24 protein-coding genes are annotated in these 26213 nt (G+C 60.7%); 18 read left to right on the top strand and 6 right to left on the bottom strand.

Features of this window, described 5'->3' with window-relative positions:
* Positions 1-20: 20 nt before the first annotated feature.
* Complete coding sequence (locus BS629_RS16695; protein ID WP_018243094.1) at positions 21-1094, bottom strand: hypothetical protein; 1074 nt, start codon at positions 1092-1094, stop codon at positions 21-23.
* A 76-nt stretch (positions 1095-1170) separates the two neighbouring features.
* Positions 1171-1773 carry a thymidine kinase gene (locus BS629_RS16690; protein ID WP_018243095.1) on the bottom strand — a complete coding sequence of 201 codons (603 nt, stop codon included), beginning with the start codon at positions 1771-1773 and terminating at the stop codon, positions 1171-1173.
* Between the two features lie 237 nt (positions 1774-2010).
* Between BS629_RS16690 and BS629_RS16685 the strand changes: the two genes are divergently transcribed.
* The 6 genes from BS629_RS16685 (at position 2011) to aptA (ending at position 7830) form a co-directional block, all read left to right on the top strand.
* Positions 2011-2967 (top strand): choline ABC transporter substrate-binding protein, encoded by a 957-nt coding sequence (locus BS629_RS16685; protein ID WP_018243096.1) that lies wholly within the window; start codon positions 2011-2013, stop codon positions 2965-2967.
* Between the two features lie 72 nt (positions 2968-3039).
* Complete coding sequence (gene choW, locus BS629_RS16680) at positions 3040-3885, top strand: choline ABC transporter permease subunit (protein ID WP_026242356.1); 846 nt, start codon at positions 3040-3042, stop codon at positions 3883-3885.
* Positions 3882-4934 (top strand): choline ABC transporter ATP-binding protein, encoded by a 1053-nt coding sequence (gene choV / locus BS629_RS16675; RefSeq protein ID WP_018243097.1) that lies wholly within the window; start codon positions 3882-3884, stop codon positions 4932-4934. The genes choW and choV overlap by 4 nt, the downstream gene beginning before the upstream one ends.
* A 31-nt stretch (positions 4935-4965) precedes the next feature.
* Positions 4966-5715, top strand: coding sequence for a HugZ family pyridoxamine 5'-phosphate oxidase (locus BS629_RS16670; RefSeq protein ID WP_026188488.1), 750 nt, complete (start codon positions 4966-4968; stop codon positions 5713-5715).
* A gap of 115 nt (positions 5716-5830) precedes the next feature.
* Complete coding sequence (locus BS629_RS16665) at positions 5831-6148, top strand: ArsR/SmtB family transcription factor (protein WP_003561417.1); 318 nt, start codon at positions 5831-5833, stop codon at positions 6146-6148.
* Positions 6149-6504: 356 nt separating this feature from the next.
* Positions 6505-7830 carry an omega-aminotransferase AptA gene (gene aptA / locus BS629_RS16660; RefSeq protein ID WP_018243099.1) on the top strand — a complete coding sequence of 442 codons (1326 nt, stop codon included), beginning with the start codon at positions 6505-6507 and terminating at the stop codon, positions 7828-7830.
* A 124-nt stretch (positions 7831-7954) separates the two neighbouring features.
* Here aptA and BS629_RS16655 read toward each other — a convergent pair whose 3' ends face one another.
* Positions 7955-8869: an HD-GYP domain-containing protein gene (locus BS629_RS16655; RefSeq protein ID WP_018243100.1), complete on the bottom strand. Its 915-nt coding sequence runs from the start codon at positions 8867-8869 to the stop codon at positions 7955-7957.
* Positions 8870-9347: 478 nt separating this feature from the next.
* Here BS629_RS16655 and BS629_RS16650 point away from each other — a divergent pair, with 478 nt between their 5' ends.
* Both BS629_RS16650 and ade read left to right on the top strand, forming a co-directional pair.
* Entirely contained in the window at positions 9348-10451 is a 1104-nt protein-coding gene (locus BS629_RS16650) for a branched-chain amino acid ABC transporter substrate-binding protein (RefSeq protein WP_018243102.1), read from the top strand.
* 119 nt (positions 10452-10570) lie between these two features.
* Entirely contained in the window at positions 10571-12268 is a 1698-nt protein-coding gene (gene ade, locus BS629_RS16645; RefSeq protein WP_018446727.1) for an adenine deaminase, read from the top strand.
* 74 nt (positions 12269-12342) lie between these two features.
* Here the strand turns inward: ade and bglA are convergent, their stop codons facing one another.
* On the bottom strand, positions 12343-13989 hold the full coding sequence (gene bglA / locus BS629_RS16640; protein ID WP_018243104.1) for a beta-galactosidase BglA: 1647 nt from the start codon (positions 13987-13989) through the stop codon (positions 12343-12345).
* A 285-nt stretch (positions 13990-14274) separates the two neighbouring features.
* Between bglA and BS629_RS16635 the strand changes: the two genes are divergently transcribed.
* From BS629_RS16635 to BS629_RS16605, 7 genes are all read left to right on the top strand, one after another.
* Positions 14275-15855: a peptide ABC transporter substrate-binding protein gene (locus tag BS629_RS16635; protein WP_018243105.1), complete on the top strand. Its 1581-nt coding sequence runs from the start codon at positions 14275-14277 to the stop codon at positions 15853-15855.
* A 48-nt stretch (positions 15856-15903) separates the two neighbouring features.
* Positions 15904-16827, top strand: coding sequence for an ABC transporter permease subunit (locus BS629_RS16630; RefSeq protein ID WP_017965401.1), 924 nt, complete (start codon positions 15904-15906; stop codon positions 16825-16827).
* On the top strand, positions 16824-17741 hold the full coding sequence (locus BS629_RS16625; RefSeq protein WP_018243106.1) for an ABC transporter permease: 918 nt from the start codon (positions 16824-16826) through the stop codon (positions 17739-17741). Before BS629_RS16630 ends, BS629_RS16625 begins: the two co-directional genes overlap by 4 nt.
* Complete coding sequence (locus BS629_RS16620) at positions 17742-18734, top strand: ABC transporter ATP-binding protein (protein WP_018243107.1); 993 nt, start codon at positions 17742-17744, stop codon at positions 18732-18734. It begins immediately after the preceding gene.
* Entirely contained in the window at positions 18727-19713 is a 987-nt protein-coding gene (locus tag BS629_RS16615; RefSeq protein ID WP_018243108.1) for an ABC transporter ATP-binding protein, read from the top strand. Before BS629_RS16620 ends, BS629_RS16615 begins: the two co-directional genes overlap by 8 nt.
* Before the next feature lie 162 nt (positions 19714-19875).
* On the top strand, positions 19876-20217 hold the full coding sequence (locus BS629_RS16610; RefSeq protein ID WP_018243109.1) for a hypothetical protein: 342 nt from the start codon (positions 19876-19878) through the stop codon (positions 20215-20217).
* 194 nt (positions 20218-20411) lie between these two features.
* Entirely contained in the window at positions 20412-21332 is a 921-nt protein-coding gene (locus BS629_RS16605; RefSeq protein ID WP_018243110.1) for a sugar kinase, read from the top strand.
* Positions 21333-21449: 117 nt separating this feature from the next.
* Here BS629_RS16605 and gstI read toward each other — a convergent pair whose 3' ends face one another.
* Complete coding sequence (gene gstI, locus BS629_RS16600; RefSeq protein ID WP_018243111.1) at positions 21450-21641, bottom strand: glutamine synthetase translation inhibitor GstI; 192 nt, start codon at positions 21639-21641, stop codon at positions 21450-21452.
* 432 nt (positions 21642-22073) lie between these two features.
* Between gstI and BS629_RS16595 the strand changes: the two genes are divergently transcribed.
* Both BS629_RS16595 and BS629_RS16590 read left to right on the top strand, forming a co-directional pair.
* Positions 22074-23114, top strand: a complete 1041-nt coding sequence (locus BS629_RS16595; RefSeq protein ID WP_018243112.1) for a glutamine synthetase beta-grasp domain-containing protein — start codon at positions 22074-22076, stop codon at positions 23112-23114.
* 240 nt (positions 23115-23354) lie between these two features.
* Complete coding sequence (locus tag BS629_RS16590) at positions 23355-24536, top strand: glycosyltransferase family 4 protein (RefSeq protein ID WP_018243113.1); 1182 nt, start codon at positions 23355-23357, stop codon at positions 24534-24536.
* Between the two features lie 6 nt (positions 24537-24542).
* Here BS629_RS16590 and BS629_RS16585 read toward each other — a convergent pair whose 3' ends face one another.
* Positions 24543-25556, bottom strand: a complete 1014-nt coding sequence (locus tag BS629_RS16585) for an alpha/beta hydrolase (RefSeq protein ID WP_018243114.1) — start codon at positions 25554-25556, stop codon at positions 24543-24545.
* Between the two features lie 162 nt (positions 25557-25718).
* Here BS629_RS16585 and BS629_RS16580 point away from each other — a divergent pair, with 162 nt between their 5' ends.
* On the top strand, positions 25719-26168 hold the full coding sequence (locus BS629_RS16580) for a MarR family winged helix-turn-helix transcriptional regulator (RefSeq protein WP_018243115.1): 450 nt from the start codon (positions 25719-25721) through the stop codon (positions 26166-26168).
* Positions 26169-26213: the final 45 nt, after the last annotated feature.

Genomic DNA, 26213 nt, shown 5'->3' with positions numbered 1-26213 from the left:
GGTATGTCTGCGCCTGTGGGTCAGGAGCGCAGGAAAGGCAGGCTGAAACGGAAGGACCTGCGCGCTGTGTCGATCAGAGGTGCTCCCGATGTTTCCGGCGGCAGTTCGGCATAGGTCGGGAACCTTCTGGCGAATTCGAGATCGACACGGCCCTTGCGCCGCTCCAGATCCTGGGCGACCAGCATGCCCTTCTCGAACAGCCTGATCGGCGCAGCGATATCAGGAAAGAGTTCCGGCTTGATCCTCACCTTCATGCCTGGCCGGTCGGTATCGACCTGCGCCTGGTAGATGATCAGCCGCTCCTCTACGTCGATCAACAGCTTGCGCAGCAGCAGGTTGCAGGCAGCGATCCGGCCATTCAGCGAATCGACAAAAGCCTGGAACAGGCCGATGAAGCGCTCACGCCGCTGGCTGTCGTCGCGCATCTCGTGTTCCCCGGCGGAAATCCGCTCGGCTTCCGCCTTCAGCGCCCGCCGCTCCGCCTCCATCTGCTCCCAGTGCGCCCTGTTGCCATAGACGCCGATACGGCCTTGCGTCGTCAGCGCCTTGGCATTGAGCTCCTTCATTTTGAGACGGGCGATATCGATGGAAACGACCAGTCGGCGCCTCTGCTCGACGATGTCGACGAGGTTGAGTTCGGCTGCCCTGTGCCGTTCGGTGAGCGCGGCGCGCTGGCAGGCGATCAGCCTGGCGAGAGCGTCCGATTTCGTCAGAAGGTCGAGCAGCCGTTCGATGACCGGCGCCTCCCGCACGCGTTCCGTATACATGCGCCACATCCGCTGGCGCGACACCCAGCCGGCCATCTTCTCACGCGGCGTCAGCCCCCGGAAACTATCGAGATCGGCAGAAACCTCGGCCGTCAGCCGGTCGAGGGAAAAAACCAGCTCGGCCAGTTGGGCGTCAAGCGTCGCAGCATCGGCGATATGTGCTTGGAAGCGGGCATTCTGCTCGAGGAAGACCTCGTCGGCCGACCGTGTTTCGTCGCCGCCGAAGGCGCCGATCGCGGCCACGCAATAGGACCCCTCGGCCGCAATCCTCTCGGCAAGGCTGTCGGCGGCTTCGTACTGGCTGTCGAATGGCGGGGGTTTGCGCACCTGATCTCTCCAGGGAATCTCCTGACCCCAAGCTAGTCGCTTGCGGCGCCAAAGAAAACAGGCGGCGTCGCCGGCTTCAGACCGGCTCGGCGATCCAGGCACCGTTCATCGCGTCGTCCCAATGCCTGCGGCAGAGCGAGACATATTTCTCGTTGCCGCCGACATCGATCTGGGCGCCTTCGTGCAACACTTTTCCTTCGCCGTCGAGCCGCACAACCATCGTCGCCTTGCGCCCGCAATGGCAGATCGTGCGCACTTCGCGCATTTCGTCGGCGATCGCCAGCAGTTCCTGCGAGGCCGGAAACAGCTTGCCCTGGAAATCGGTTCTCAGCCCGTAGACCATCACAGGGATTCCGAGCCTGTCAACGACGCGGGCAAGCTGCCAGACATGGACAGGCGTCATGAAATGCGCCTCGTCGACGAAGATGCAGGAAATCGGTGCTCCTTCGCCGCTCAGCGTCGCAACCAACCGGAACAGATCCTCATGCGGCTCGAAGGGAATGGCGCTCGCCTCCAAGCCGATCCGCGAGCCGATGACGCCTCGGCCCGCGCGCTCGTCGAAAGCGGCGATCAACTGCACCGTCCGCATGCCGCGCTCCTGGTAATTGTAGGAGGCCTGCAGCAGCATCGTCGACTTGCCGGCGTTCATCGTCGAGTAGTTGAAATAGAGTTTTGCCATCCGATTTCTCCTTAATCGGCTTATTGAAAGCTTGGAATGGCAAAGAAAAGCCCCGTGACGGCGATAATCACAGGAATCCACGCTCAAAAACCGCCGAAAGCCCAGAAACTAAGGCGTCGCGAAAAAATCCACCGACGTCGCAATCGCATGGGTCGATACGACGCAAACGCACTGAGGTCGCTTGTCAAACTCGGCTATTGATGGTTGGCTTGGGAACTTAAAGACTGGGAGTCTAAAATGAAAACAACAAGCACGTTCAAACTCGTTACCGCAACTGCCGTCGCCGCCCTCTCCGTTGCGACCGCCGCCTTCGCCGCCGATCCCGACAGCTGCTCCACCGTTCATTTCTCGGACGTCGGCTGGACTGACATTACCGCTACCACCGCCACCGCATCCGTCGTCCTGAAGAGCATCGGCTATCAGACCGACATCAAGGTTCTCTCGGTGCCGGTCACCTACACCTCGCTGAAGAACAAGGACATCGACATCTTCCTCGGCAACTGGATGCCGACACAGGAAAAGGACGTCCGGCCCTATCTCGACGACAAGTCGGTCGAATCCTTCGGCCCCAACCTCGTCGGCGCCAAGTATACGCTCGCCACCAACGCCAAGGGCGCCGAGCTTGGCATCAAGGACTTCAAGGACATCGCCGCTCATAAGGACGAGCTGGATGGCAAGATCTATGGCATCGAGCCCGGCAATGATGGCAACCGCCTCGTCATGGACATGATCGAAAAGAACACCTTTGGCCTGAAGGATTTGGAAGTCGTCGAGTCCTCCGAGCAGGGTATGCTCGCTCAGGTCGCGCGCGCCGACAAATCAGGCAAGCCCGTTGTCTTCCTCGGCTGGGAACCCCATCCGATGAACACCAACTTCAAGCTGACCTACCTGACTGGCGGTGACGATATCTTCGGTCCGGATTTCGGCGGCGCCAAGGTCTTCACCAATGTCCGCGCCGGTTATCTCGACGAATGCCCGAATGTCGGCACGATGCTGAAGAACCTGACGTTCTCCCTCGACATGGAGAACCACATCATGGGCAAAATCCTGAACGACGGCAAAGAGCCGGAGGCTGCAGCTTCCGAATGGCTGAAGGCGAACCCCACAGCACTCGAGCCCTGGCTCGCGGGCGTCAAGACCCGCGATGGCAAGGGCGACGCTCTCGCCGCCGCCAAGACCGGCCTCGGCCTCTGATGATACGAACGGGGCGGCTCGCCGCCCCGTTTCATTTTTGTCCGATTGTTGTTTTTCTGGATGGGCGCGCCCTTGAATTGGATCACCGAATTTAAGATTCCCGTTGGCCCCTGGGCCAAATCCTTTGTGGACTGGCTGACCTCGAACGGCGAATGGTTCTTCAACCAGATCGCCTTCCTGCTCTCGAGCGCCATAGACGGCCTGCTCTTCGTGCTGCAGAAGCCTCATCCGCTGATCGTCATCGCGGCCATCACCGCCATCGCCTTTTGGCTGCGCCGCTCGATCGCGGTCGCCGTCTTCACCTGTCTCGGGCTGCTGCTGATCGTGAACCAGGACTATTGGAAGGAAACGACGGAGACGCTCGCCCTCGTGCTGGCCGCCACCTTCGTCTGTATGGTGATCGGCATTCCGCTAGGGATTGCTGCCGCCCGCCGCCCTTGGATCTATGCTGCCATGCGCCCGGTACTCGATCTCATGCAGACCATACCGACATTCGTCTACCTGATCCCGGCGCTCATCCTGTTTGGCCTCGGCATGGTGCCGGGCCTGATCGCCACCGTCATCTTCGCAATCCCCGCCCCGATCCGGCTGACGCGCCTTGGCATCATCTCGACGCCGCCGTCCCTCGTCGAAGCCGCCGTCGCTTTCGGCGCGACGCCGATACAGGTGTTGCGCAAGATCGAGCTTCCCTACGCCACGCCGCAGATCATGGCGGGTCTCACCCAGACCATCATGCTGTCGCTGTCGATGGTTGTCATCGCCGCCCTTGTCGGCGCTCCCGGGCTTGGCGTGCCCGTCGTCCGTGCGCTGAACACCGTCAATATCGCCAAGGGCTTCGAGGCGGGCTTCTGCATCGTCATCCTGGCAATCATTCTCGACCGGATGTTCCGCACGGCGGGTGAAGGAGGCGGTGCATGACCGCGGTAAGCTTTAACAATGTCAGCATCATCTTCGGCGATCGGCCGGAAACCGCGCTTGCCATGGTCGATCAGGGCAAATCGCGCGACGAAATCGGCGCCGCCACCGGCTTGGTGCTCGGCGTCGCCGATGCCTCGCTGACGATCGAGGAAGGCGAGATCCTGGTGCTGATGGGCCTTTCCGGCTCCGGCAAGTCGACGCTGCTGCGCGCCGTCAACGGGCTCGCTCCCGTGGTGCGTGGTGATGTCGCCGTCTCCACGACCACCGGCCCCGTCAACCCTTACAGATGCAATGCCAAGGCGCTGCGGGATCTGCGCACGCACACCGTCTCCATGGTGTTCCAGCAGTTCGCTCTCCTGCCATGGCGCACGGTCGCCGAGAATGTCGGCTTCGGCCTCGAGCTCGCCGGCATGCCGGAAGCCGAACGCAAGCTCCGCGTCGGCGAGCAGCTTGAACTGGTCAACTTGACGAAATGGGCGGGCCGCAAGGTCAACGAGCTTTCCGGCGGCATGCAGCAGCGTGTCGGCCTGGCCCGCGCCTTTGCCACCGGCGCCCCGATCCTGCTCATGGACGAGCCTTTCTCGGCGCTCGACCCATTGATCCGCACCCGCCTGCAGGACGAGCTCCTGGAGTTCCAGCGGCGGCTGAAGAAGACCATTCTTTTCGTCAGCCACGATCTCGACGAGGCCTTCCGCATCGGCAATCGCATCGCCATCATGGAGAGCGGCCGCATCATCCAGTGCGGAACGCCACACGACATCGTCAAGAACCCCGCAGACCAGTATGTCGCCGATTTCGTGCAGAACCTCAATCCGATCAACATGCTGACGGCGGCCGACGTCATGCAGCCGGGCCTTGGCCAGACTGCCGCCGGCATGAGCGTCAGCGCCACGGCCCGCGCCGCGACCCCGCTCATCGATATCCTCGATGCCCTTGCCCGCCAGCCAGGCAGTATCGGCATCGTCGAGAACGGCGCGATCGTCGGCACCATCTCGGCTCAGGATATCGTTGCCGGCCTCACCCGCCATCGCCGCAAGCAGGAAGCTTGATGTTTTCCATCCGCTTTGTCACAAAGTGGATATGAAAGATCAGCCCTCGCCCTTACGCGAAACCGACGACGATGCCCGAAAGCTCGCCCGCGTGCTTCTGCGCTCCGCCAGGCACGCGGCGATTGCCGTTCTCGCCCCCGAGACCGGCTTCCCCTTCGCCAGCCGCGTGCTCGTCGCCACCGATATCGACGGCATCCCCGTCATCCTTGTTTCGCAGCTGTCGGCTCATACCAAGGCGCTCGCCAGAGACCCGCGCGCCTCGCTCCTGACCGGCGAGCCCGGCAAGGGGGATCCCCTTGCCTATCCCCGCCTGACGACCCAATGCCTGGCAGAACCCATCGAGCACAGCAATCCATTCTACGCGCGGATCCGCGCGCGTTTTCTCGCTCGCCACCCCAAGGCGAAGCTTTATATCGACTTTCCTGATTTCCTATTCTTCCGTCTCAAGCCTGAGCAGGCCAGCCTCAATGGCGGTTTCGGCCGCGCCTACCAACTCGATGGGAACGATCTCGTAATCCAGTCGGCCGCTAATGAGGAGATTGCCGCCAGGGCAACAGAGACAGTGCGAGATTTAGTAGAACGCCACCCCGATGTGGAGGAAAGCCTTGCTACCAGGCTAAGGGCGCCGGAATCGGGTACTTGGCGCATTTGTGGTGTGGATTCCTCAGGTTTCGACATGATTTCCGGCGATTTTCTGCTGCGATACGAGTTCGAAACCCTCGCTGTGGATGCCGATCACATTTGTTCAAACATATCTAAAATAGCATACTCGATACCTTAAATTTAGGTATATACAATCTTCGAGCCCAGTTGCTAGTTTTTGACGTCAGTCAAAATCCCGGCTGGCGGCCTGCGCCAACACACTTGATGTACGTTTCGCATTAGGAAGATAACATATGGAAACCTCTGATTTGGCCGATCACACGAACGTGGCGGCAGCTTTATTGTCGGCCATGGCAAACCCGAAGAGATTGCTGATCCTGTGTAGCCTGGTGAAGGGCGAAGTGGCCGTCGGTGTGCTTGCGACGCAGGTCGGGCTCAGCCAGTCGGCTCTCTCTCAACACCTGTCGAAATTGCGCGCTCAAAAGCTGGTCAAGACCCGCCGGGACGCACAGACCATCTATTATTCGAGCACCTCCGAGCCGGTCATGAAGATCCTGGCAACGCTCGAAGACATCTACCTCGTGCAGAACCGGAACAGATCCGCCGCTTAATGATAGCGCTGACATGAATGTCGGCCGATGCCAGGCTGCAAGGGAATGTTCCCGGAGGCTTGGCAAGGATATTTCAGCACGTGAACCTTATGGCACGACCGGCAAATTTGCGATTTGCCGGTCGTGTCTTTGCGCGCCCGGTCTTTTGCTCCTTTCGCCGGCGGGGAAAGAATTGCAGCCTGATCGAGCTGAAGCGCTCGCCCCGTGATCGACCGAGACACGTTGAACTTCCCGTTAGGAGCCGTTCTCGGGACTTTTCCCGTTGACGCCTTGGGAAGCCCTGATAATTTGACCGGGCAGTAAAAATATGGGCGTAAAGCCCCCGGGAAAGGGCCGTCAGCGGCCAGGAGAACAGCATGTCCAATCGCCTCAACGCACCGAACGATCTTCGCGCCTTCTGGATGCCGTTTACGGCAAATCGCCAGTTCAAGAAGGAGCCGCGTTTGTTCGTTGGCGCCAAGGACATGTACTATACGACCCATGACGGCCGTCAGGTGCTGGACGGCACCGCTGGTCTCTGGTGCGTCAATGCCGGCCACTGCCGCCCGAAGATCACCGAGGCGATCCGCGAGCAGGCCGGCGAGCTCGATTACGCGCCGGCCTTCCAGCTCGGCCATCCCAAGGCCTTCGAACTGGCAAACCGCCTGGTCGACATTGCCCCGGAAGGCCTGAACCACGTTCTCTACACCAACTCCGGTTCCGAATCCGTCGAGACCGCGCTCAAGGTGGCGCTCGCCTATCACCGGGTGAAGGGCAATGGATCGCGGTTCCGCCTGATCGGCCGCGAGCGCGGCTATCACGGCGTCAATTTCGGCGGCATCTCCGTCGGCGGCATCGTCACCAACCGCAAGATGTTCGGCACGCTTCTGACTGGCGTCGATCACATGCCGCACACCCACCAGCCCGGCAAGAACAACTTCACCCGCGGCGAGCCCGAGCATGGCGGTGACATCGCCACCGAGCTGGAGCGTATCGTCACCCTGCATGACGCCTCTACCGTCGCCGCCGTTATCGTCGAGCCGGTGGCAGGCTCCACCGGCGTCTTGATCCCGCCCAAGGGCTACCTGCAGAAGCTGCGCGAGATCTGCACCAAACACGGCATCCTTCTAATCTTCGACGAGGTCATCACCGGCTTCGGCCGCCTCGGCGCCCCCTTCGCCGCCCAATATTACGACGTCAAGCCCGACATGATCACCGCCGCCAAGGGACTGACCAATGGTGTCATCCCGATGGGCGCCGTCTTCGTCACCTCCGAGATCCATGATGCTTTCATGAACGGCCCGGAGCACATGATCGAGTTCTTCCACGGCTACACCTACTCCGGCAACCCGATCGCTTCCGCCGCCGCACTCGCCACGCTCGACACCTATAAGGAAGAGGGGCTGCTGACACGCGCCGCCGAGCTTTCCGACTACTGGGCCGACGCGCTGCATTCACTGAAGGACTGCCCCAATGTCATCGACATCAGGAACACCGGCCTGATCGGCGCGATCGAACTCGACCCGATCGCCGGCGAGCCGACCAAGCGTGCCTTCACCGCTTTCCTGAAAGCCTATGAAAGCGGCCTGCTGATCCGTACCACCGGCGATATCATTGCACTCTCGCCGCCGCTGATCATCGAGAAGCACCATATCGACGAGCTCTTTGGCAAGCTGCGGACCATCCTGCAGAACAACATCTGAGAAGCTCTGAAATTTCCGGCAAAAGGGCATGCAGCACGTCAAAGTGTCATAGCGCCGCGCGTCTGAAAGGACGCGCGGCGCTATGACTCCACACAGGCCGGTTTGTTGCGAAGCTGGATAGACCTCAGGTCACGGCGGCGACGGAAAGGCAGAGGGCGAATTTCTTCAAGAGCCGGCGATCGAAGTGCCCTTCGTTACCAAGCATCCATTTCAATGCTTGGCTCGCGCTCCATGGCGCCCTGTACGGCCGCACCGAGGTGATGGCGTCGTAGACGTCGCAAATCGCAGCAATACGCGCATGGAGGCTGACCTGCGCCTCGGAAAGTTTGCGGGGATAGCCCTTGCCGTCGATACGCTCATGATGGTTGAGGCAGACGTCGAGAACGATCTCCGACATGCCTTCCTGGCGCGACAGGATTGCGTGTCCCTTTTCCGGATGGTCGCGGATCATCTTGATCTCGTCCTCGTCCAGGGGGCCCTCCTTGTTGAGTATCTCGAGCGGAATTTCGAGCTTGCCGACGTCGTGCAGCAATCCTGCTGTGCCGAGCATCTGAACAGTTGTCTCGTCAAGTCCGAGATGACGGCTGAAAAGGATCATCAGCGCGCTCACCGAAATCGAATGCAGGAACGTCGCCTCGTCCTTGGATTTCAGACGCGTAACGCTCAGAAAGACCGTGGGACTCTGATCGATAGACTTGGAGACTGAGGAAATCACCGGCGCCACCTGATCGACGCTGATCCCATCGCCATGCTGGAGTCGACCGAAAACGCTTTCCAGCACTTGCATGGATTTCTGGATGGTCTCGCGTGCCGCCTTGGTGTCGATCTCGATATTGCCACCTGGCAGGCCGTCAATATCCAGGCCTCTGCTGGTGTTGATGATCACGCCTGTCATGCCGTTCTTGCGAAGCTTCTGGGCATCGATTTCACGGCGCAGAAGAAATCTTCGCTTGGACAGAAAGGGATCGTGCCATGCACCCTCGATGGCCTCTACAAACATTCCGGTGCGCACCTGCCTGGCTTCGACCCGCTTGAGCATCCAGCTCTCTATTCCTGAAATAACTCTCTGTTTATTGTCGACCGTTCTTTTGCATCGCAGCAATATATGCGCGAACAATGGTTCTACTCTAATTGGTAGAATCAAATGTTAATCTCGAAACAGAATTCGAATATTCAGAAAGACGAAGAGAGCCTCCGCGAAATTCGCCAGGTTTCATCGGCGCATCGCTGACGCGGGGTACCGGCACCCTCTAGAAATCGGCAGACGGCATCAAAATCGACGATTTCGCACGGGATCGGCTCAATTCTCGTTTCATTTTGCTATCAACTTGCGAAATCTCACCAAAATTCCTAGAAATCTTGCCGTTGCACCCATTCGAGCCAAATATGGCCGGAGGGCGCATTGATCGCGCCGATATCGATCGTCCTTGGCACGGCCTTAGGGCCGTTGAACGATCCGGAAAAGCCGGCGCGACGCTTCATCGCGGGTCGAATGACCCCATCCAAGGAGACAGACAATGACCCTCAAGACTTTGACGGCGACCCTCGTCGCGTCACTCGCCTTTGCGCCGCTTGCCCACGCCGATATTACCATCGGCCTGATCGCGCCGCTGACCGGCCCCGTCGCTGCCTATGGCGACCAGGTGAAGAACGGCGCTCAGACAGCCGTCGACGAGATCAACAAGAAGGGCGGGATTCTCGGCGAGAAGGTCGTCCTCGAACTGGCCGACGATGCCGGCGAGCCGAAGCAGGGCGTTTCCGCCGCCAACAAGGTCGTCGGCGACGGCATCCGTTTCGTCGTCGGCCCGGTGACATCGGGCGTCGCCATTCCCGTTTCGGACGTGCTTGCTGAAAACGGCGTGCTGATGGTCACCCCGACCGCGACCGCCCCTGACCTGACCAAGCGCGGTCTCACCAACGTGCTGCGCACCTGCGGCCGCGACGACCAGCAGGCCGAAGTCGCCGCCAAATATGTGCTGAAGAATTTCAAGGACAAGCGCGTCGCCATCGTCAACGACAAGGGCGCCTATGGCAAGGGCCTAGCCGACGCCTTCAAGGCGACGCTGAACGCCGGCGGCATCACCGAAGTCGTCAATGACGCGATCACGCCTGGCGACAAGGATTTCAGCGCGCTCACCACCCGCATCAAGTCGGAAAAGGTCGACGTGGTCTATTTCGGCGGCTACCACCCGGAAGGCGGCCTGCTCGCCCGTCAGCTGCATGACCTCGCCGCCAACGCGACGATCATCGGCGGCGACGGCCTCTCCAACACCGAATTCTGGGCAATCGGCACCGATGCGGTAGCAGGCACCATCTTCACCAACGCTTCGGACGCCACGAAGAGCCCGGATTCCAAAGCCGCAGCCGACGCGCTCGCCGCGAAGAACATCCCGGCCGAGGCCTTCACGCTCAACGCCTATGCCGCCGTCGAAGTGCTGAAAGCCGGCATCGAGAAGGCCGGCAGTGCCGAGGATGCGGAAGCCGTTGCGACCGCGCTGAAGGGCGGCGAAGAAATCCCGACCGCCATCGGCAAGGTCACCTACGGCGAGACCGGCGACCTGACCTCGCAGAGCTTCTCGCTCTACAAATGGGAAGCCGGCAAGATCGTCGCCGCCGAGTAAACCATCGCGGACCGTCGACCACCGGGCGCCCCTATGGCGCCCGGTTTCGTTTTGCGGCACTCGCTTGTGGCGGCAGATCGGTTATAAGTTTCGGAATCGGTTGTAATGTGAGCAATGCCATGACCACCAAGCTCGAACGTCTCATTGACCAGGGCGTCGGCCGCGTGCCGGCCGATATCGTGCTGAAGGGCGGCCGTTTCTTCGATCTCGTTACCGGCGAACTCGTCCTGTCGGACATTGCGATCGGCGCCGATCGCATCGTCGGCACCTCAGGCGATTATGATGGCGAGACCGAAATCGATATATCGGGCAGGATCGTCGTTCCCGGCTTCATCGACACGCATCTGCATATCGAATCTTCGCTCGTCACACCGCATGAATTCGATCGCTGCGTTCTGCCCTACGGCGTGACGACCGCGATCTGCGATCCGCACGAAATCGCCAATGTGCTCGGAACCGCCGGCATCGAATTCTTTCTGGAATCGGCGCTGGAGACGATCATGGACATCCGCGTCCAGCTCTCCTCCTGTGTTCCGGCGACGCATCTCGAAACCTCCGGCGCCGACCTCCCGATCGAGCGCCTCCTGCCCTACCGCCACCACCCGAAGGTCATCGGCCTTGCCGAATTCATGAATTTCCCCGGCGTGATCCACAAGGATCCCGTCTGCATGGCCAAGCTTGATGCCTTCCAGGGCGGCCATATCGACGGTCACGCGCCGCTACTGTCCGGCAACGACCTCAATGGCTACCTCTCGGCCGGCATCCGCACCGAGCACGAATGCACGACTGCCGCCGAAGCGCTGGAAAAGATCCGCAAGGGCATGCATATCCTTGTGCGCGAGGGTTCGGTATCCAAGGATCTCGCGGCGCTGATGCCTATTATCACCGAGCGGCTTTCCCCTTACCTGGCACTCTGCACCGATGACCGCAATCCGCTCGATATCGCCGAACAGGGCCATCTCGATCATATGATCCGCACGGCGATCGCAAGCGGCGTCGAGCCCCTGGCGATCTACCGCGCCGCCTCGATTTCGGCCGCCCGCGCCTTCGGCCTCAGGGACCGCGGCCTGGTCGCGCCGGGCTGGCGCGCCGATCTGGTGGTTCTCGACAGCCTGGAAAACTGCCGCGCCGACATGATCTTCTCCGCCGGTCGCCGCGTCACCGATGCGCTCTTTTCTTCGCGCAGGCCGGTTGCCCCGATCGGCCTCGACAGCGTCAAGGCCAGGCCCGTCAACGCCGCCCATTTCGGCGTCCCGGTCGCCGAGGGCGAAACGCCTGTCATCGGCGTCATGCCAGGCAAGATCATCACCGAGCATCGCCGCTATCGCCTGCCCGTCAGGGGCAACGAGACGACGGTCGATCTTGCCAACGATATCATCAAGGTCGCCGTCATCGAGCGCCACGGCAAGAACGGCAACCATGCCAACGGCTTCGTCCAGGGTTTTGGCCTGAAGAAGGGTGCGATCGCCTCGACCGTCGGCCATGACAGCCACAATATCTGCGTGGTCGGTGTCAGCGAGGACGACATGGCGCGCGCCGCAAACCGCCTCGGCGAGATCAAGGGCGGCTTCGTCGTCGTCGAAGACGGCAAGGTCACCGGCGAAATCGCCCTGCCCATCGCTGGTCTTATGAGCCTCGAGCCCTATGAGACGGTTCGCGACATCCTGCACCATCTGCGCAAGGCCGCCTTCGCGCTCGGCGCCACGTTGGAAGAACCCTTCCTCCAGCTCGCTTTTCTACCGCTGCCGGTCATCCCGCACCTGAAGATATCCGACCGCGGCATGGTGGATGTGGACAAGTTCGCGCTCATCGGGTGATGCGATTGAAGCAGGGCTGGCTCCGCGGTGGACAACCTCTCGACGTTCGCCTTTAGAGACACAGCAGTCGAACATCAAACCCGCGCGCAAAACCCGTCGAGCGCCGCAAGCTTCACTGATCCCGCGCCCGCTACCGCCTCGAAGCCCGGCATATCAAGCGGTTCCCCGAGCACGATGCCATCAGGCAGGCGGAATTCCGCCGGTTTGCGCGTCAGGTTGAAAACGAAGAGCAGTTTTTCTCCGTCCTTTTCGCGAGTGAAGGCGAGTAGGTCCTGGTTGGTGCCGATGAAGGCCATGTCGCCGTCGACCAGCGCCGGATGGCTCTTTCGGAATGCAAGCGTCTTGCGGTAGTGGTGCAGCACCGAGCTATCGCTCGCCTCCTGCGTATCGACGGAAAGTGCTGCCTGCTCGTAAGGCACCGGCAGCCAGCTCTTTTCCGCGGATGTGAAGCCCGCATGCGCCTTGCCGGCTTCCCAGGGCATCGGCGTGCGGCATCCGTCGCGGCCCTTGAAGGCCGGCCAGAAGCGGACGCCGTAGGGGTCGCGCAGATCCTCGAAGGCGAGCTCGGCCTCCGGCAGGCCGAGCTCCTCGCCCTGATAGAGGCAGATCGAGCCCCGTAGCGCCGCAAGCACCGAAACCGCCAGCTTGGCGATGACGGGCCGCTCTTCCTCCGTGCGCGCGAAACGGCTGACATGGCGCATGACGTCGTGGTTGGAAAAAGCCCAGCAGACCCAGCCGTCCGTGACTGCCTTGTGGAAGGCCTCGACGCAGCCGCGAATATGCTCGGCGGTGAAATCCGGCCCGAGCAGATCGAATGTGTAGCACATGTGCAGCTTGTCGCCGCCGCTCGTATAGGCGCCAACCGTCTTCAGCGAACGCGCGCCATCGCCGACTTCGCCGACAGTCGTGCGATCCTCGTACTGATCGAGCAGCGCCCGGAAGCGCTTTAGGAAATCGACATTTTCCGGCTGCGTCTTGTCGTAGAGGTGGTTCTGCATGCCGTAGGGATTGCTGTCGGGCGCATCAAGGCCTGCGTCATCTTCATCCGGCTCGTGCGGCGGATTGCTCCTGAGCTGCTTGTCGCAGAAATAATAGTTGACCGTATCCAGGCGGAAGCCGTCGACGCCGCGGTCGAGCCAGAACTTCACCGTCTCGAGGACTGCATCCTGCACGGCCTTGCTGTGGAAGTTGAGGTCTGGCTGCGAGGTCAGGAAATTGTGCTGGTAATATTGCCGGCGCACGCCATCCCATTCCCAGCCCGGCCCGCCGAAGATCGACAACCAGTTGTTCGGCGCCGTACCATCCGGCTTCGGATCGGCCCAGACATACCAATCCGCCTTGGGATTGGTCCGGCTCGACCGGCTCTCGACGAACCAGGGATGCCGGTCGGAGGTATGCGAGATCACCTGGTCGATAACAACCTTGATGCCGAGCCTGTGCGCTTCGGCCATCATCTCGTCGAAATCGGCTAGCGTCCCGAAGATTGGATCGACGTCGCAATAATCGGAAACGTCGTAGCCCATGTCGGCCATCGGCGACTTGAAGAAGGGCGAAAGCCAGATCGCGTCGACGCCGAGGCTGGCTATATGCGGCAGCCGGCGGGTGATTCCCCTGAGATCGCCGAGACCGTCGCTGTTGGTGTCCTGAAACGAGCGCGGATAGACCTGATAGATCACCGCGCCGCGCCACCAGTCCGCACTCCCGCCTGCCTGCAATGCCATCGGCTACATCTCCTGCCTCGTTTGCGCTCGCCACACTAAAGCGGACAAAACAAAAGACAACCGGGTGAAGCTGTGATGAGAGCGTGGCGGATGTCACGGCGCGTCGTCGCGATCCGACAAGGGGGAGACGTATATAGGCTTGTCCACAACCCGTTTCCACACTCCGGATTTGGGGTTGCAACGCAAAGCCTTTGCGATAATGTGCGCGCTGACCTGCACGTAAGAGGTCAAACACCGGGAACAAATGTCTAATAAAGGCGAAAAGCCTAGAAAGGTGGACCCACCATGAACCATTTCGCGAAAAAATTTCTCGCCTCTGCAATGCTTGGCACATTGCTGGCGTTTTCGGCCCATGCGGCCACGCTCAACATTCACAATGGTGGCGACCCGCAGTCGCTCGATCCGCAGAAGCTTTCCGGAGACTGGGAAAACCGTATCGCCGGCGACATTTTCGAAGGCCTCGTCACCGAGGACGCCAAGGATAATCCGATCCCGGGCCAGGCCGAAAGCTGGACGATTTCGCCTGATGGCAAGGTTTACACCTTCAAGCTTCGCGACGGCATCAAGTGGTCAGATGGCCAGCCGGTAACGGCAGGAGACTTCGTCTTCGCCTTCCAGCGCCTCGTCGACCCGAAGAACGCCGCCGACTATGCCTATCTGCAGTTCACCATCAAGAACGCCGAAAAGATCAACAAGGGTGAGATCACCGATCTCAACGAACTCGGCGTCAAGGCGATCGACGACAAGACGCTCGAAATCACCCTCGAAAATGCCACCCCCTATTTCATCAATGCCCTGATGCATTACACCGCCTACCCGCTGCCGAAGCATGTCGTCGAGGCGAAGGGCCAGGATTGGGTCAAGATCGGCAACATCGTCACCAACGGCCCCTACAAGCCCGTCGAATGGGTTCCGGGCTCGCATGTCACCACAGTCAAGAACGATCAGTGGTATGACACCAAGGACCTGAAGATCGACGGAGCGAAGTTCTTCGTGCTCGAAGACCAGGAAGCCGCGCTGAAGCGCTACCGCGCGGGCGAATTCGATATCCTCACCGACTTCCCGACCGACCAATACGAGTGGATGAAGAAGAACCTGCCCGGCCAGGCGCATGTCGCCCCCTTCTCCGGCCTCTATTATTACGTCGTCAACTCACAGAAGCCGCCCTTCAGCGACAAGCGCGTCCGCCAGGCTCTCTCCATGGCGATCAACCGTGAAGTCATCGGCCCGCAAATCCTCGGCACCGGCGAGCTGCCGGCCTATTCCTGGGTTCCGCCGGGCACGGCGAATTACGGCGAGCCGGCCTATGTCAGCTGGAAGGACCTGCCCTATAACGAGAAGGTCGCCGAAGCCAAGAAGCTTCTGACCGAAGCCGGTTTCGGCCCGGACAAGCCGTTGCACGCCGTGCTCAGCTACAACACCAACGACAACCACAAGCGCATCGCCGTCGCCATCGCCTCCATGTGGAAGCCGCTCGGCGTCGATGTCGAGCTCGTCAATGCCGAAACCAAGGTGCATTACGACCAGATGCAGCGTGGCCAGGTCGAAATCGGCCGCGCCGGCTGGCTCGCCGACTACAACGACCCGGACAATTTCCTGAACCTTCTGGTGACAGGCGTCCAGATGAACTACGGCCGCTGGTCCAATCCCGAGTACGACAAGATGATCAAGGAAGGCAACGCCGAGACGGATCTCACCAAGCGTGCCGCGATCTTCAAGAAGGCCGAACAGCTGGCGCTGGATGAATCCGCCGCCCTGCCGATCTACTACTATGTCTCGAAGAACGTCGTTTCGCCGAAGATCGAAGGCTTCGTCGATAACATCCAGGACATCCACCGCACCCGCTGGCTGTCGATGAAAGAGTAAGGGAAAACGGTCCTTTCCGCGCGTTGCGGAAAGGACCGGCCCACGACCATGATCAAATACGCCCTCCGTCGCCTGCTGTCGACGATCCCCGTCATGTGGATCGCCGTAACAGCCTCGTTTTTTGTTTTGCGCCTTGCCCCCGGCGGCCCCTTCGATGGCGAAAGGCCATTGCCGCCGGTGATCCTGAAGAACCTTGCGATCCACTACAATCTCGACAAGCCGCTCATCCAGCAGTACCTGATCTATGTCGGTGACCTGCTCCGGGGCGATCTTGGCCCCTCCTTCGCCAGCGAAGATTTCACCGTCGCCCAGCAGATCATGATCGGTCTGCCCTACACCTTCACCATCGGTACGGCTGCCTTCCTGATTGCCATCATCGTCGGTGTCGCTGTCGGCTGTCTTGGGGCGCTCTATCAGAACAAGGCACCGGATTATATTCTGGGCGCGCTCATCCTGATCGGCGTCGTGCTGCCGAACTTCCTGATCGCGCCCATCCTGCAGCTCGTCTTCGGCATCCATCTCGCGTGGTTTCCAGTCGGCGGCTGGGGTGACGGCTCGATCAAATACCTCATCCTGCCGATCGTCGTTCTCGCCCTGCCGCATGCCGGCCGAATCTCGCGCATCACGCGCGGCTCGATGATCGAGGTGATGAACCAGAATTTTATCCGTACCGCCAAGGCAAAGGGCATCGGCCCTCGACTGACGGTCATGCGCCACGCGCTGAAGCCCGCCCTGATGCCGGTCGTCTCCTATTTGGGTCCGGCAGCAAGCTATCTTCTCACCGGCTCGCTTGTTGTCGAGAGCATCTTCGGATTGCCCGGCATCGGCCGCTATTTCGTCAACGCAGCGCTGAACCGTGATTACGGCATGGTTCTCGGCACGGTCATCTTCTACATGGTGCTGATCGTGTTCCTGAACCTTCTCGTTGATATCGCCTATGCGTGGCTCGATCCGAAAGTGAGAAACAGATGATCCTCAACCCCGCAAAACGCGAGCTGCTTGCCCAGGAGCTGCTGGCGGCGGAAGGCCTTGCACCCGAAAGCCGCTCGCTCACTAAGGATGCGTTGCGCCGCCTCGGCCGCAACAAGGCAGCCGTCCTGTCGATCGTCGTCCTGACGCTGCTGATCCTCGTCGCCTTCATCGGCCCCTGGTTCATTCCCTTCAACTATGAAGATCCCGACTGGGCGGCCTTCCGGATCCCGCCCTCGTTCGAGACCGGTCATTATTTCGGCACCGACCCGAACGGCCGCGACCTTCTCGCCCGCGTCCTTTACGGCACCCGCGTCTCGCTGGCCGTGGCGCTGACGGCGACCGTCGTTTCCGTCTTCATCGGCGTCCTCTACGGTGCGGTATCGGGATATATCGGCGGCAGGCTGGATGCGATCATGATGCGCTTCGTCGATATCATGTATGCGCTTCCCTATATCCTCTTCGTCATCCTGCTGATGGTGATCTTCGGCCGCAACGTCTATCTGCTCTTTGCCGCCATCGGCGCGCTGGAATGGCTGACCATGGCCCGCATCGTTCGCGGCCAGACGCTATCGATCAAGCATCGCGAATTCATCGAAGCGGCCCGCGCATCCGGGCAGCGGCCGTTCAAGATCATCATCAAGCACATCATCCCGAACCTCGTCGGACCCGTGGTCATCTTCGCAGCATTGACGGTGCCTGAAATCATCGCCACCGAAAGCTTCCTTTCCTATCTCGGCTTCGGCGTGCAGGAACCGCTGACCTCGCTCGGCACGCTGATCGCCGAGGGGACCGATGCCATGGAAAGCATGCCTTGGCTGCTGGTCTTCCCGGCAAGCTTCCTCGTGGCCCTGCTGCTCAGCCTGCTGTTCATCGGCGACGGCCTGCGCGACGCGTTCGACCCGAAGGATCGTTAAATGACGGATACCCTCCTCGAACTCAAAGACTATTCGATCACCTTCAAAACGCCGGACGGTGAGGTGAAGGCAGTCTCGAACATGAACCTGACGGTCAAGCGCGGCGAGCGCATCGCCATCGTCGGCGAATCCGGTTCCGGCAAGAGCCAAACCTTCCTCGGCATCATGGGCCTGCTCGCCAAGAACGGCAAAACGACGGGACAGGCGTTGCTCGAAGGCAAGGACGTGCTGGCGCTGAAACCGCGCGAGCTCGACCAGATCCGCGGCAAGGACATGGCGATGGTCTTCCAGGACCCGATGACCGCCCTCAATCCGTCGCTGAAGATCTCCCGGCAACTGACGGAGCAGCTCGAGGTTCACGGCGGGCTGACGGCGCGCGCCGCATCCGCCGCCGCACTCGACATGCTGAAACGCGTCGGCATCCCCGACCCGACACGACGCTTCCATCTCTACCCGCACGAGCTCTCCGGCGGCATGCGCCAGCGCATTGTCATCGCCATGGCGCTGCTCACCCGGCCGAAGCTTCTGATCGCCGACGAACCGACGACGGCACTCGACGTCACCATCCAGGCGCAGATCCTCGATCTCTTCAACGACCTGACGGCGGAGATGAACACAGCGCTCGTCATGATCACCCACGATCTCGGCGTCGTTGCCGGCCTCGCCGACCGCGTCGCCGTCATGTATGCCGGCCGCATCGTCGAGGAGGCTCCGGTCGACGAACTCTTCGACAATCCGGCCCATCCCTATACCGCAGCACTGCATGCCTCGATCCCGCGCCCTGACCAGGATGTCGACGACCTCGTCGTCATCCCCGGCCGTCCGCCAAACCTGCAGCACCTGCCGAAGGGCTGCAATTTCTCGCCGCGCTGCTCGCAGGTCCAGGACGATTGCATCGACCGCCCGCCGCCGCTCGAAACCCTGGCGCCGCACCATTGCGCCGCCTGTTACCACCCCTTCCCGCGTCGCGAGGAGCTGTTGAACCATGGCTGAACGATCGCTTCTGAGGGTCGAGAACCTAACGACCCAATTCGAACTGCCGGCAAAAGGCCTCTTCAAGCCGCCGATCTTTCTCACAGCCGTCAACAATGTCAGCTTCGACCTCAGCGAAGGCCGCACGCTCGGCATCGTCGGCGAATCCGGCTGCGGCAAGTCCACGCTCGGCCGCTCCATCCTGCGGCTGTTGAAATCGCAGAAGGGCCGCATCCTCTGGCAGGGCCGGAACCTGCTTGACCTGTCGGATGAGGAAATGCGCGCCGCGCGCCGCGACATGCAGATCATCTTTCAGGATCCGATCGCCTCGCTCGACCCGCGCATGACGGTCGGCGACATCATCGCCGAGCCGCTCACCGTCTTCGAGCCGAAACTCTCCAAAGCCGAGCGCACCGAACGTGTCCGCGAGATCATGACCGCCGTCGGCCTGGTGCCGGAAATGATCAACCGCTATCCGCACGAATTCTCCGGCGGCCAGGCGCAACGCATCGGCATCGCCCGCGCGGTCGTCACCAAACCGAAGCTCATTATCTGCGACGAGCCGGTTTCGGCCCTCGACGTCTCGATCCAGGGTCAGGTCATCACGCTCCTGCGCAAGCTGCGCAAGGAATTCGGCCTGACGCTGATCTTCATCAGCCACGACCTCTCCGTCGTCCGCCTGATCTCAGACGATGTGCTGGTGCTCTATCTCGGCAGGGTGGTGGAAGCCGGCGACTGCGCCACCGTCTTCGATCATCCGGCCCACCCCTATACGCAGGCGCTCTTTTCCGCCGCGCCGATTCCCGATCCGAAGCTTGCGCGCCTGCGCACCCGCATCCGCCTGCAGGGTGACCCGCCCTCGCCGCTCAACCCGCCGAAGGGCTGCGTCTTCTCACCGCGCTGCTGGAAGGCGACCGACATCTGTCGCACCGAAATGCCGCCGACCGAGGAGGTCCGCCCCGGGCAGAAGGCCGCCTGCTATCATATGGACAGGCCATGAACGGAAAGACGGCCGCCCAGGCGGCCGTCGCCTTGAATGTCCGACCGCCGTCCATCCCGGGACGAAGCGGACTATTTTTGGATCTAAGGTCCCCGATAAGAAAGATTTTATGAGCGAATGCTATCCCATTTCGGCCTAATCGCAAGCCAGGGGAACGCATACATGAAATCGAAAATATCAGCTTTGATCGCACTCGCCGCCACGATGATCGCCGCCTCCGCCGTTTCGTCGCATGCCGAAGATCTGAACTTCAAGCTCACCAACGGGACGAACTCCGTCCTGACACGTTTCTACAGCTCGCCGACCGGCGTCGGCGAATGGGAGGATGACGTCTTCGGTGACGACGTTCTCAATCCGGGCGAAAGCATCGATATCACCATCGCCGATGGCCGCACCGTCTGCAAATACGACATGCGCTTCGAATTCGAAGAAGGCTCAAACCTCGCAACCACGGAAGATACGCAAGATCTTTGCGCGATGGGCAGCTACACCATCCACGAATAGGCGTCCTTCTGAAAGCCCGCCTTCGCCTCGCCCGCGAAGACGGGCTTCATCTCCTGTAATATCGACGCTTGTCACTCTGCCCGGCTCCGCGTATCAGCGAATGAAGACCTGCGGATAATCCGCCAATTCAAAGTGATAGAGTGTCCCTAGCGCGTCCTGTTGGATCCGCAGCACTCTAATGCCGGGAGGACAAGGTGAGCAGACGGTTTCTATCGATCGGTGAATGCATGGTGGAACTCTCGCAGGCAGGCGACGGCCTGCTGCGCAAAGGCTTTGCCGGCGATACCTTCAACACCGCCTGGTATGCCCGCGCCTGCCTTGCCGCCGACTGGTCGGTCGATTATTTCACCGCCCTCGGTGACGACGCCATGTCGGACGAGATGCTGGCCTTCATCGACACATCAGGCATCGGCACGAGCCTCATCCGCCGCATCAGGGGCAGGACGCCCGGCCTCTATATGATCAATCTGAAGAACGGCGAACGTTCCTTCAGCTACTGGCGCGACGGCTCGGCAGCCCGCAGCCTGGCGGCTGATCCGGACCGCCTGCGCGAGGCGGTGGAGAGCGCTGCCGTCATCTATTTCTCCGGCATCACCCTTGCCATCCTGCCACATGAGGATGCCGAGACTTTGCTTGCCGAAGTCCGTCGCGCCAAGGCCGCCGGCAAGCTCGTCGTCTTCGATCCGAACATCCGTCCGCGCCTCTGGTCGAGCTACGACGTGATGCACACGACGATCAGCGAAGGCGCCCGCTCCTCCGTGCTCGTCATGCCGAGCTTCGACGACGAGGCGGCCCATTTCGGCGATGATTCCATTGAGGCGACGATTCACCGCTATCGCGCACTGGGCGCCGTCGATATCGTCGTCAAGAACGGCGCTGACGGTGTCACGCTGAATTTTGCCGGCGCGCAAACCTTCGTTCCGGCTGAAAAGGTGAAGAAGGTGGTCGACACGACCAGCGCCGGCGACAGCTTCAACGGCGCCTTTCTCGCACGATACCTCGAAGCAGGCGATGCGCCTGCCGCCGCCCGCTTCGCAGCAAAGGTCGCTGCCCGCGTCGTCAGCGAACATGGTGCATTGGTCGTAAGGGAAAAGCTCGGACTGGATGGCGGCTAGCCGCACATGCTGACGCAGTACTAACGCCATGCACAGGCGCTTCCCGCCTCGTCGGCATCGTTTGCTCCGCTGATCCCTCAAATCGATTTCGATTTCAGGGTTATACGAAAGAAAAAATCAGGACTTCGTCGGCCGATCGGACTCGCGAACTGCCTCGTCATGGTACCAGCAGCTGTCGAGCGCAGCATCGCAGACGTCTGCTGCCTCGCGCTCCATCAGCCTGGCGCGTTCGAACCGGTTGGCGTTTCGTATCGCCTTCACGGGAAACTGGTAGATCGTTGCGGATTCACGATGGAAACCGGTGGGCATGAGATCGCCTCCATTCAGTTCGGCGCATCAACATTTCAGGACCATCTACATAGCACAATGCACATAGTTTATGCAAATTGCATAAAATAAGGGCAATGTTACAATTGTAATCGGTCGGCATGCTGTCTCGGCTAAAAGCTTCCGATAATTTGTTTAACACTTCATCATTTCAGCCTAACGCCGCAATTTTCATCCAGTTCCAGATGGGAAAAGTGCGTTTTGATGGGCGATACCGCCTGTGAGCGTTAAAAGCAGCCCGATTTTCCAAAAGAGAAAAAATCGGCCGGCACGCTGATTCGCAATTTTTCTTTTGCGTGGCGCCAAAACTGGCACGCTACGTGCTTTTAAAGCGTCATCCCTGGCGGTCGGATGCGCTTGCGCGCCGAGATCACCTCCGGATTTGCTCACCTTCGTAGCATTGAGAGAGTCACGATGACAAAATATAAGCTCGAGTATATTTGGCTCGATGGGTACACTCCGGTACCGAACCTGCGTGGCAAGACGCAGATCAAGGAATTCGACGCATTCCCGACGCTGGAACAGCTTCCGCTCTGGGGCTTTGACGGCTCCTCGACACAGCAGGCTGAAGGCCGCAGCTCCGATTGCGTGCTGAAGCCGGTCGCCATCTATCCCGACCCGGCCCGTACCAACGGCGCTCTCGTCATGTGCGAAGTCATGATGCCGGATGGCGTCACGCCGCATGCATCGAATGCCCGCGCCACCATCCTCGACGACGAAGACGCCTGGTTCGGCTTCGAGCAGGAATATTTCTTCTACCAGAACGGCCGTCCGCTCGGCTTCCCGGAGCAGGGCTACCCCGCTCCGCAGGGTCCGTACTACACCGGCGTCGGCTATTCGAACGTCGGCGACGTTGCCCGCGAAATCGTCGAAGAACATCTCGACCTCTGCCTCGCTGCCGGCATCAATCACGAAGGCATCAATGCCGAAGTGGCCAAGGGCCAGTGGGAATTCCAGATTTTCGGCAAGGGCTCCAAGAAAGCCGCCGACCAGATCTGGATGGCACGCTACCTCTTGCAGCGCCTGACCGAAAAATACGGCATCGACATCGAGTATCACTGCAAGCCGCTCGGCGACACCGACTGGAACGGCTCGGGCATGCATTGCAACTTCTCGACCAAGTACATGCGCGAAATCGGCGGCAAGGCCTATTTCGAAGCGCTGATGGCGCAGTTCGAAAAGAACCTGATGGACCACATCAACGTCTACGGTCCTGACAACGACAAGCGCCTGACTGGCAAGCACGAAACGGCACCGTGGAACAAGTTCTCCTACGGCGTTGCCGACCGTGGTGCTTCGATCCGCGTTCCGCACTCCTTCGTCAAGAACGACTACAAGGGCTATCTGGAAGATCGCCGCCCGAACTCACAGGGCTGCCCCTACCAGATCGCTTCGCAGGTTCTGAAGACGATCTCGGAAGTTCCGACAGCAAGCTCGGCTTCCGCTGCCGCTTAACCTCCCAAACGGCGCCGGTCCTGGACCGGCGCCGTCATTCTCTATGCATGAAACCGCCGCCCGCCGCCGACATAATCGAGGCGATCAGGCCAGCGAACGCCCCTGCAATCCTTGCAATATGGGCTGTAATATTTCCATCATGGTCATGCCTCAAAATAAGCAAGCGGGAATCGCCGTTCCGGAACCCCGCTGAGGGGTTGAGCGTTGCCAGATCACTGCGACGCGGATGGAAATCGTGACATGCTGCAACGTCCGGCAAACACTTATAGCGGCGAGAGCTGGGCCAATGCCGCAGCCGCCGGAAGCCTGCCCGAGAGGCTGGTGATCGTCACCGATGCCTGGCACCCGCAGGTCAACGGCGTCGTACGCTCGATCGAGAACACCAATCGCGAACTGGCGAAGATGGGCGTCGAGGTTTCGATGGTGACGCCGGAGCGCTTCAACAGCATCCCCTGCCCGACTTATCCCGAGATCCGCCTATCGATCGCCAATTACCGCCGCATCGCCCGCGAGATCGAGAAGCACAATCCCTCCTACGTGCATATTGCCACCGAAGGTCCGCTGGGGCTGACCGCCCGCCGCTGGTGCCTGAAGAACCGCATGCCGTTTTCGACGAGCTACCACACCCGCTTTCCGGAATACGTCTCCGCGCGCCTGCCCATACCGAAGAGCTGGCTCTATTCCTTTGTCCGCTGGTTCCACAATGGCGGCGCCGGCTGCATGGTGGCGACACCGAGCCTTGCCCGCGAACTGTCGGAAAAGGGCATCCGCAACCTCATGCCCTGGAGCCGCGGCATCGACGCCACCCAGTTCCGTCCGATGGCGCTCGAGGAAAACCCGTTCGGCCTGCCACGTCCGATCTTCATGACCGTCGGCCGTGTGGCGCTGGAAAAGAACCTGCCGGCCTTCCTCGATCTCGACCTGCCGGGTTCCAAGGTCGTCGTCGGTGACGGTCCGGCCCGCGCCGAGCTCGAAAAGCAATATCCCGACGTCTTCTTCGCCGGCGTGCAGTTCGGCGAGGATCTGGCGAAAGCCTATGCCCAGGCCGACGTCTTCGTCTTTCCCTCGCTCACCGACACCTTCGGCAACACCATTCTCGAAGCGCTGGCATCGGGCGTGCCGGTCGCAGCCTACCCGGTCACCGGCCCGCTCGACATCATCGGCGAGGACAGTGACGTCGGGGCGCTCGACGCCAACCTGCAAGCCGCCTGCCTTGCCGCCCTCTCCGCCTCGCGCAGCAAGGCGCGTGAACTCGCTATGCAATATTCCTGGGAAGCGGCGACACTGCAGTTCATCAACAATATCCGCGCCGCCAACGGCGTCATCACGCCGAAATGGAAGAAGGCCTGGCAGTTTGCCAAATCGCTTCCAAGAAGCAGAAAGCCCGGCGAAACCGCCGGGCCCCTCCCGTCCGCAGACTGATTGGTTTTACTTGTGAAGCGCGCTGCGAAGCGTGTCGTTCGCGACCGCAATCGCGCTGCGTGCGGCAGGCGTTTCGGCAATGGCGTTTAGCAGCACGAAGTCGTGGATCGTGCCGTTATAGCGCATCGACGTGACCTTCACACCGGCCTGGCTGAGCTTGCGGGCATAGGCCTCACCCTCGTCGCGCAGCACGTCATTTTCGTCAACGATGACGAGCGCCGGCGGCAGGCCGTTCAACTGCTCCAGCGATGCCTGCAGTGGCGAAGCCGTCGGCTCCTTGCGCTTGGCTTCGTCGGGCAGATAGGCGTTCCAGAACCACTTCATCGCCTCCTTGGTCAGCCACGGGCCATCGGCGAACTGGTTGTAGGAACCATTGTCGAAATTGGCGTCGGTGACGGGGTAGAACAGCACCTGCTGATCGATGGCAGGACCGCCGCGTTCCTTGGCAAGCAGCGTCACCACCGCCGCCATGTTGCCGCCGACGCTATCGCCTGCGACCGCGAGCCTGGAGGCGTCGACCTTGAACTCCTTGGCATGCTCGGCGACATATTTGGTCGCAGCATAAGCCTGCTCGATGGCAACGGGATAGCGGGCTTCCGGCGAGCGCTCGTAGTCGACGAAGACGACAGCGGCATCGGCGCCGTTGGCGATCTCGCGCACCAGCCGGTCATGCGTATCCGCATCGCCCAGCACCCAGCCGCCGCCATGGAAATAGAGAATGACTGGCAGTGTGCCCTTGGCATGTTCCGGGCGGACGATGCGCAGCTTGATGCTGCCTGTCGGACCAGCCTTGATGACCCTGTCCTCTTCCTTGGCGGCAAGTTTCTTCACATCGCCCTTCTGCGCGCCAGCCAGGACATTGCGGGCATCGGCCGGCGACAGCGTGTAGATCGGCTTGCCGCCGGCAAGCCCGTCGATGAATTTCTGCGTTGTCGGCTCGAGTACCGGATCGGCAAGCGCGCCAACGGCGGAGGCTGCGAGCAGTGCTGCTGCGGAAACTACGGTCTTGATGGTCGACATTGTCTTGTCCTCTCGGTTTCGATGTTCGTTGTGAACACTGACTTTTATATCGCGCACGATTGTTTATCGCACAATTTATATTTCTGCATAGCTACCATGCATAAAAAGCGGCTACGATTATTTATCGCACGATGTAAATTTGTGTGATTTTGGAGATTTTTCATGCAGGATCAGTTGAAGCTCGACAATTTCATCTGCTTTGCCGTCTATACGGCAAGCCACGCACTGAACCGCGTCTACAAGCCGCTGCTCGAGACGCTCGGCCTCACCTATCCGCAATATCTGGCGATGGTTTCGCTCTGGGAACAGGACGGCCAGACCGTCGGCGGCTTGGGTGAAAAGCTCTTCCTCGAATCGAGCACGCTGACCCCGCTGCTCAAACGCCTTGAAACCGCAGGTTATATCAGACGCGAACGCAGCAAGGACGACGAACGCGTCGTGATGCTTCGATTGACGGACGAAGGCAAGCGCCTCAAGGAAAAGGCGATCGGCATCCCCGGCTGCATCGCCGCTGCCAGCGGTCGCGATACAGTCGACCTCACCCGCCTCCAGGCCGAGATCGTGGCGCTGCGTGAAGCGCTGAACAAAAGCGTGGCTGAGATTGCCGGATAGCTATCACAGTGCCTGTGATCCCCCCCTTCTGCCCTGCCGGGGCAA

This window comes from Rhizobium leguminosarum bv. viciae USDA 2370 (assembly GCF_002008365.1).
GTDB classification, from domain to species: domain Bacteria; phylum Pseudomonadota; class Alphaproteobacteria; order Rhizobiales; family Rhizobiaceae; genus Rhizobium; species Rhizobium leguminosarum.
This window is presented reverse-complemented; position numbering and strand designations above follow the sequence as displayed.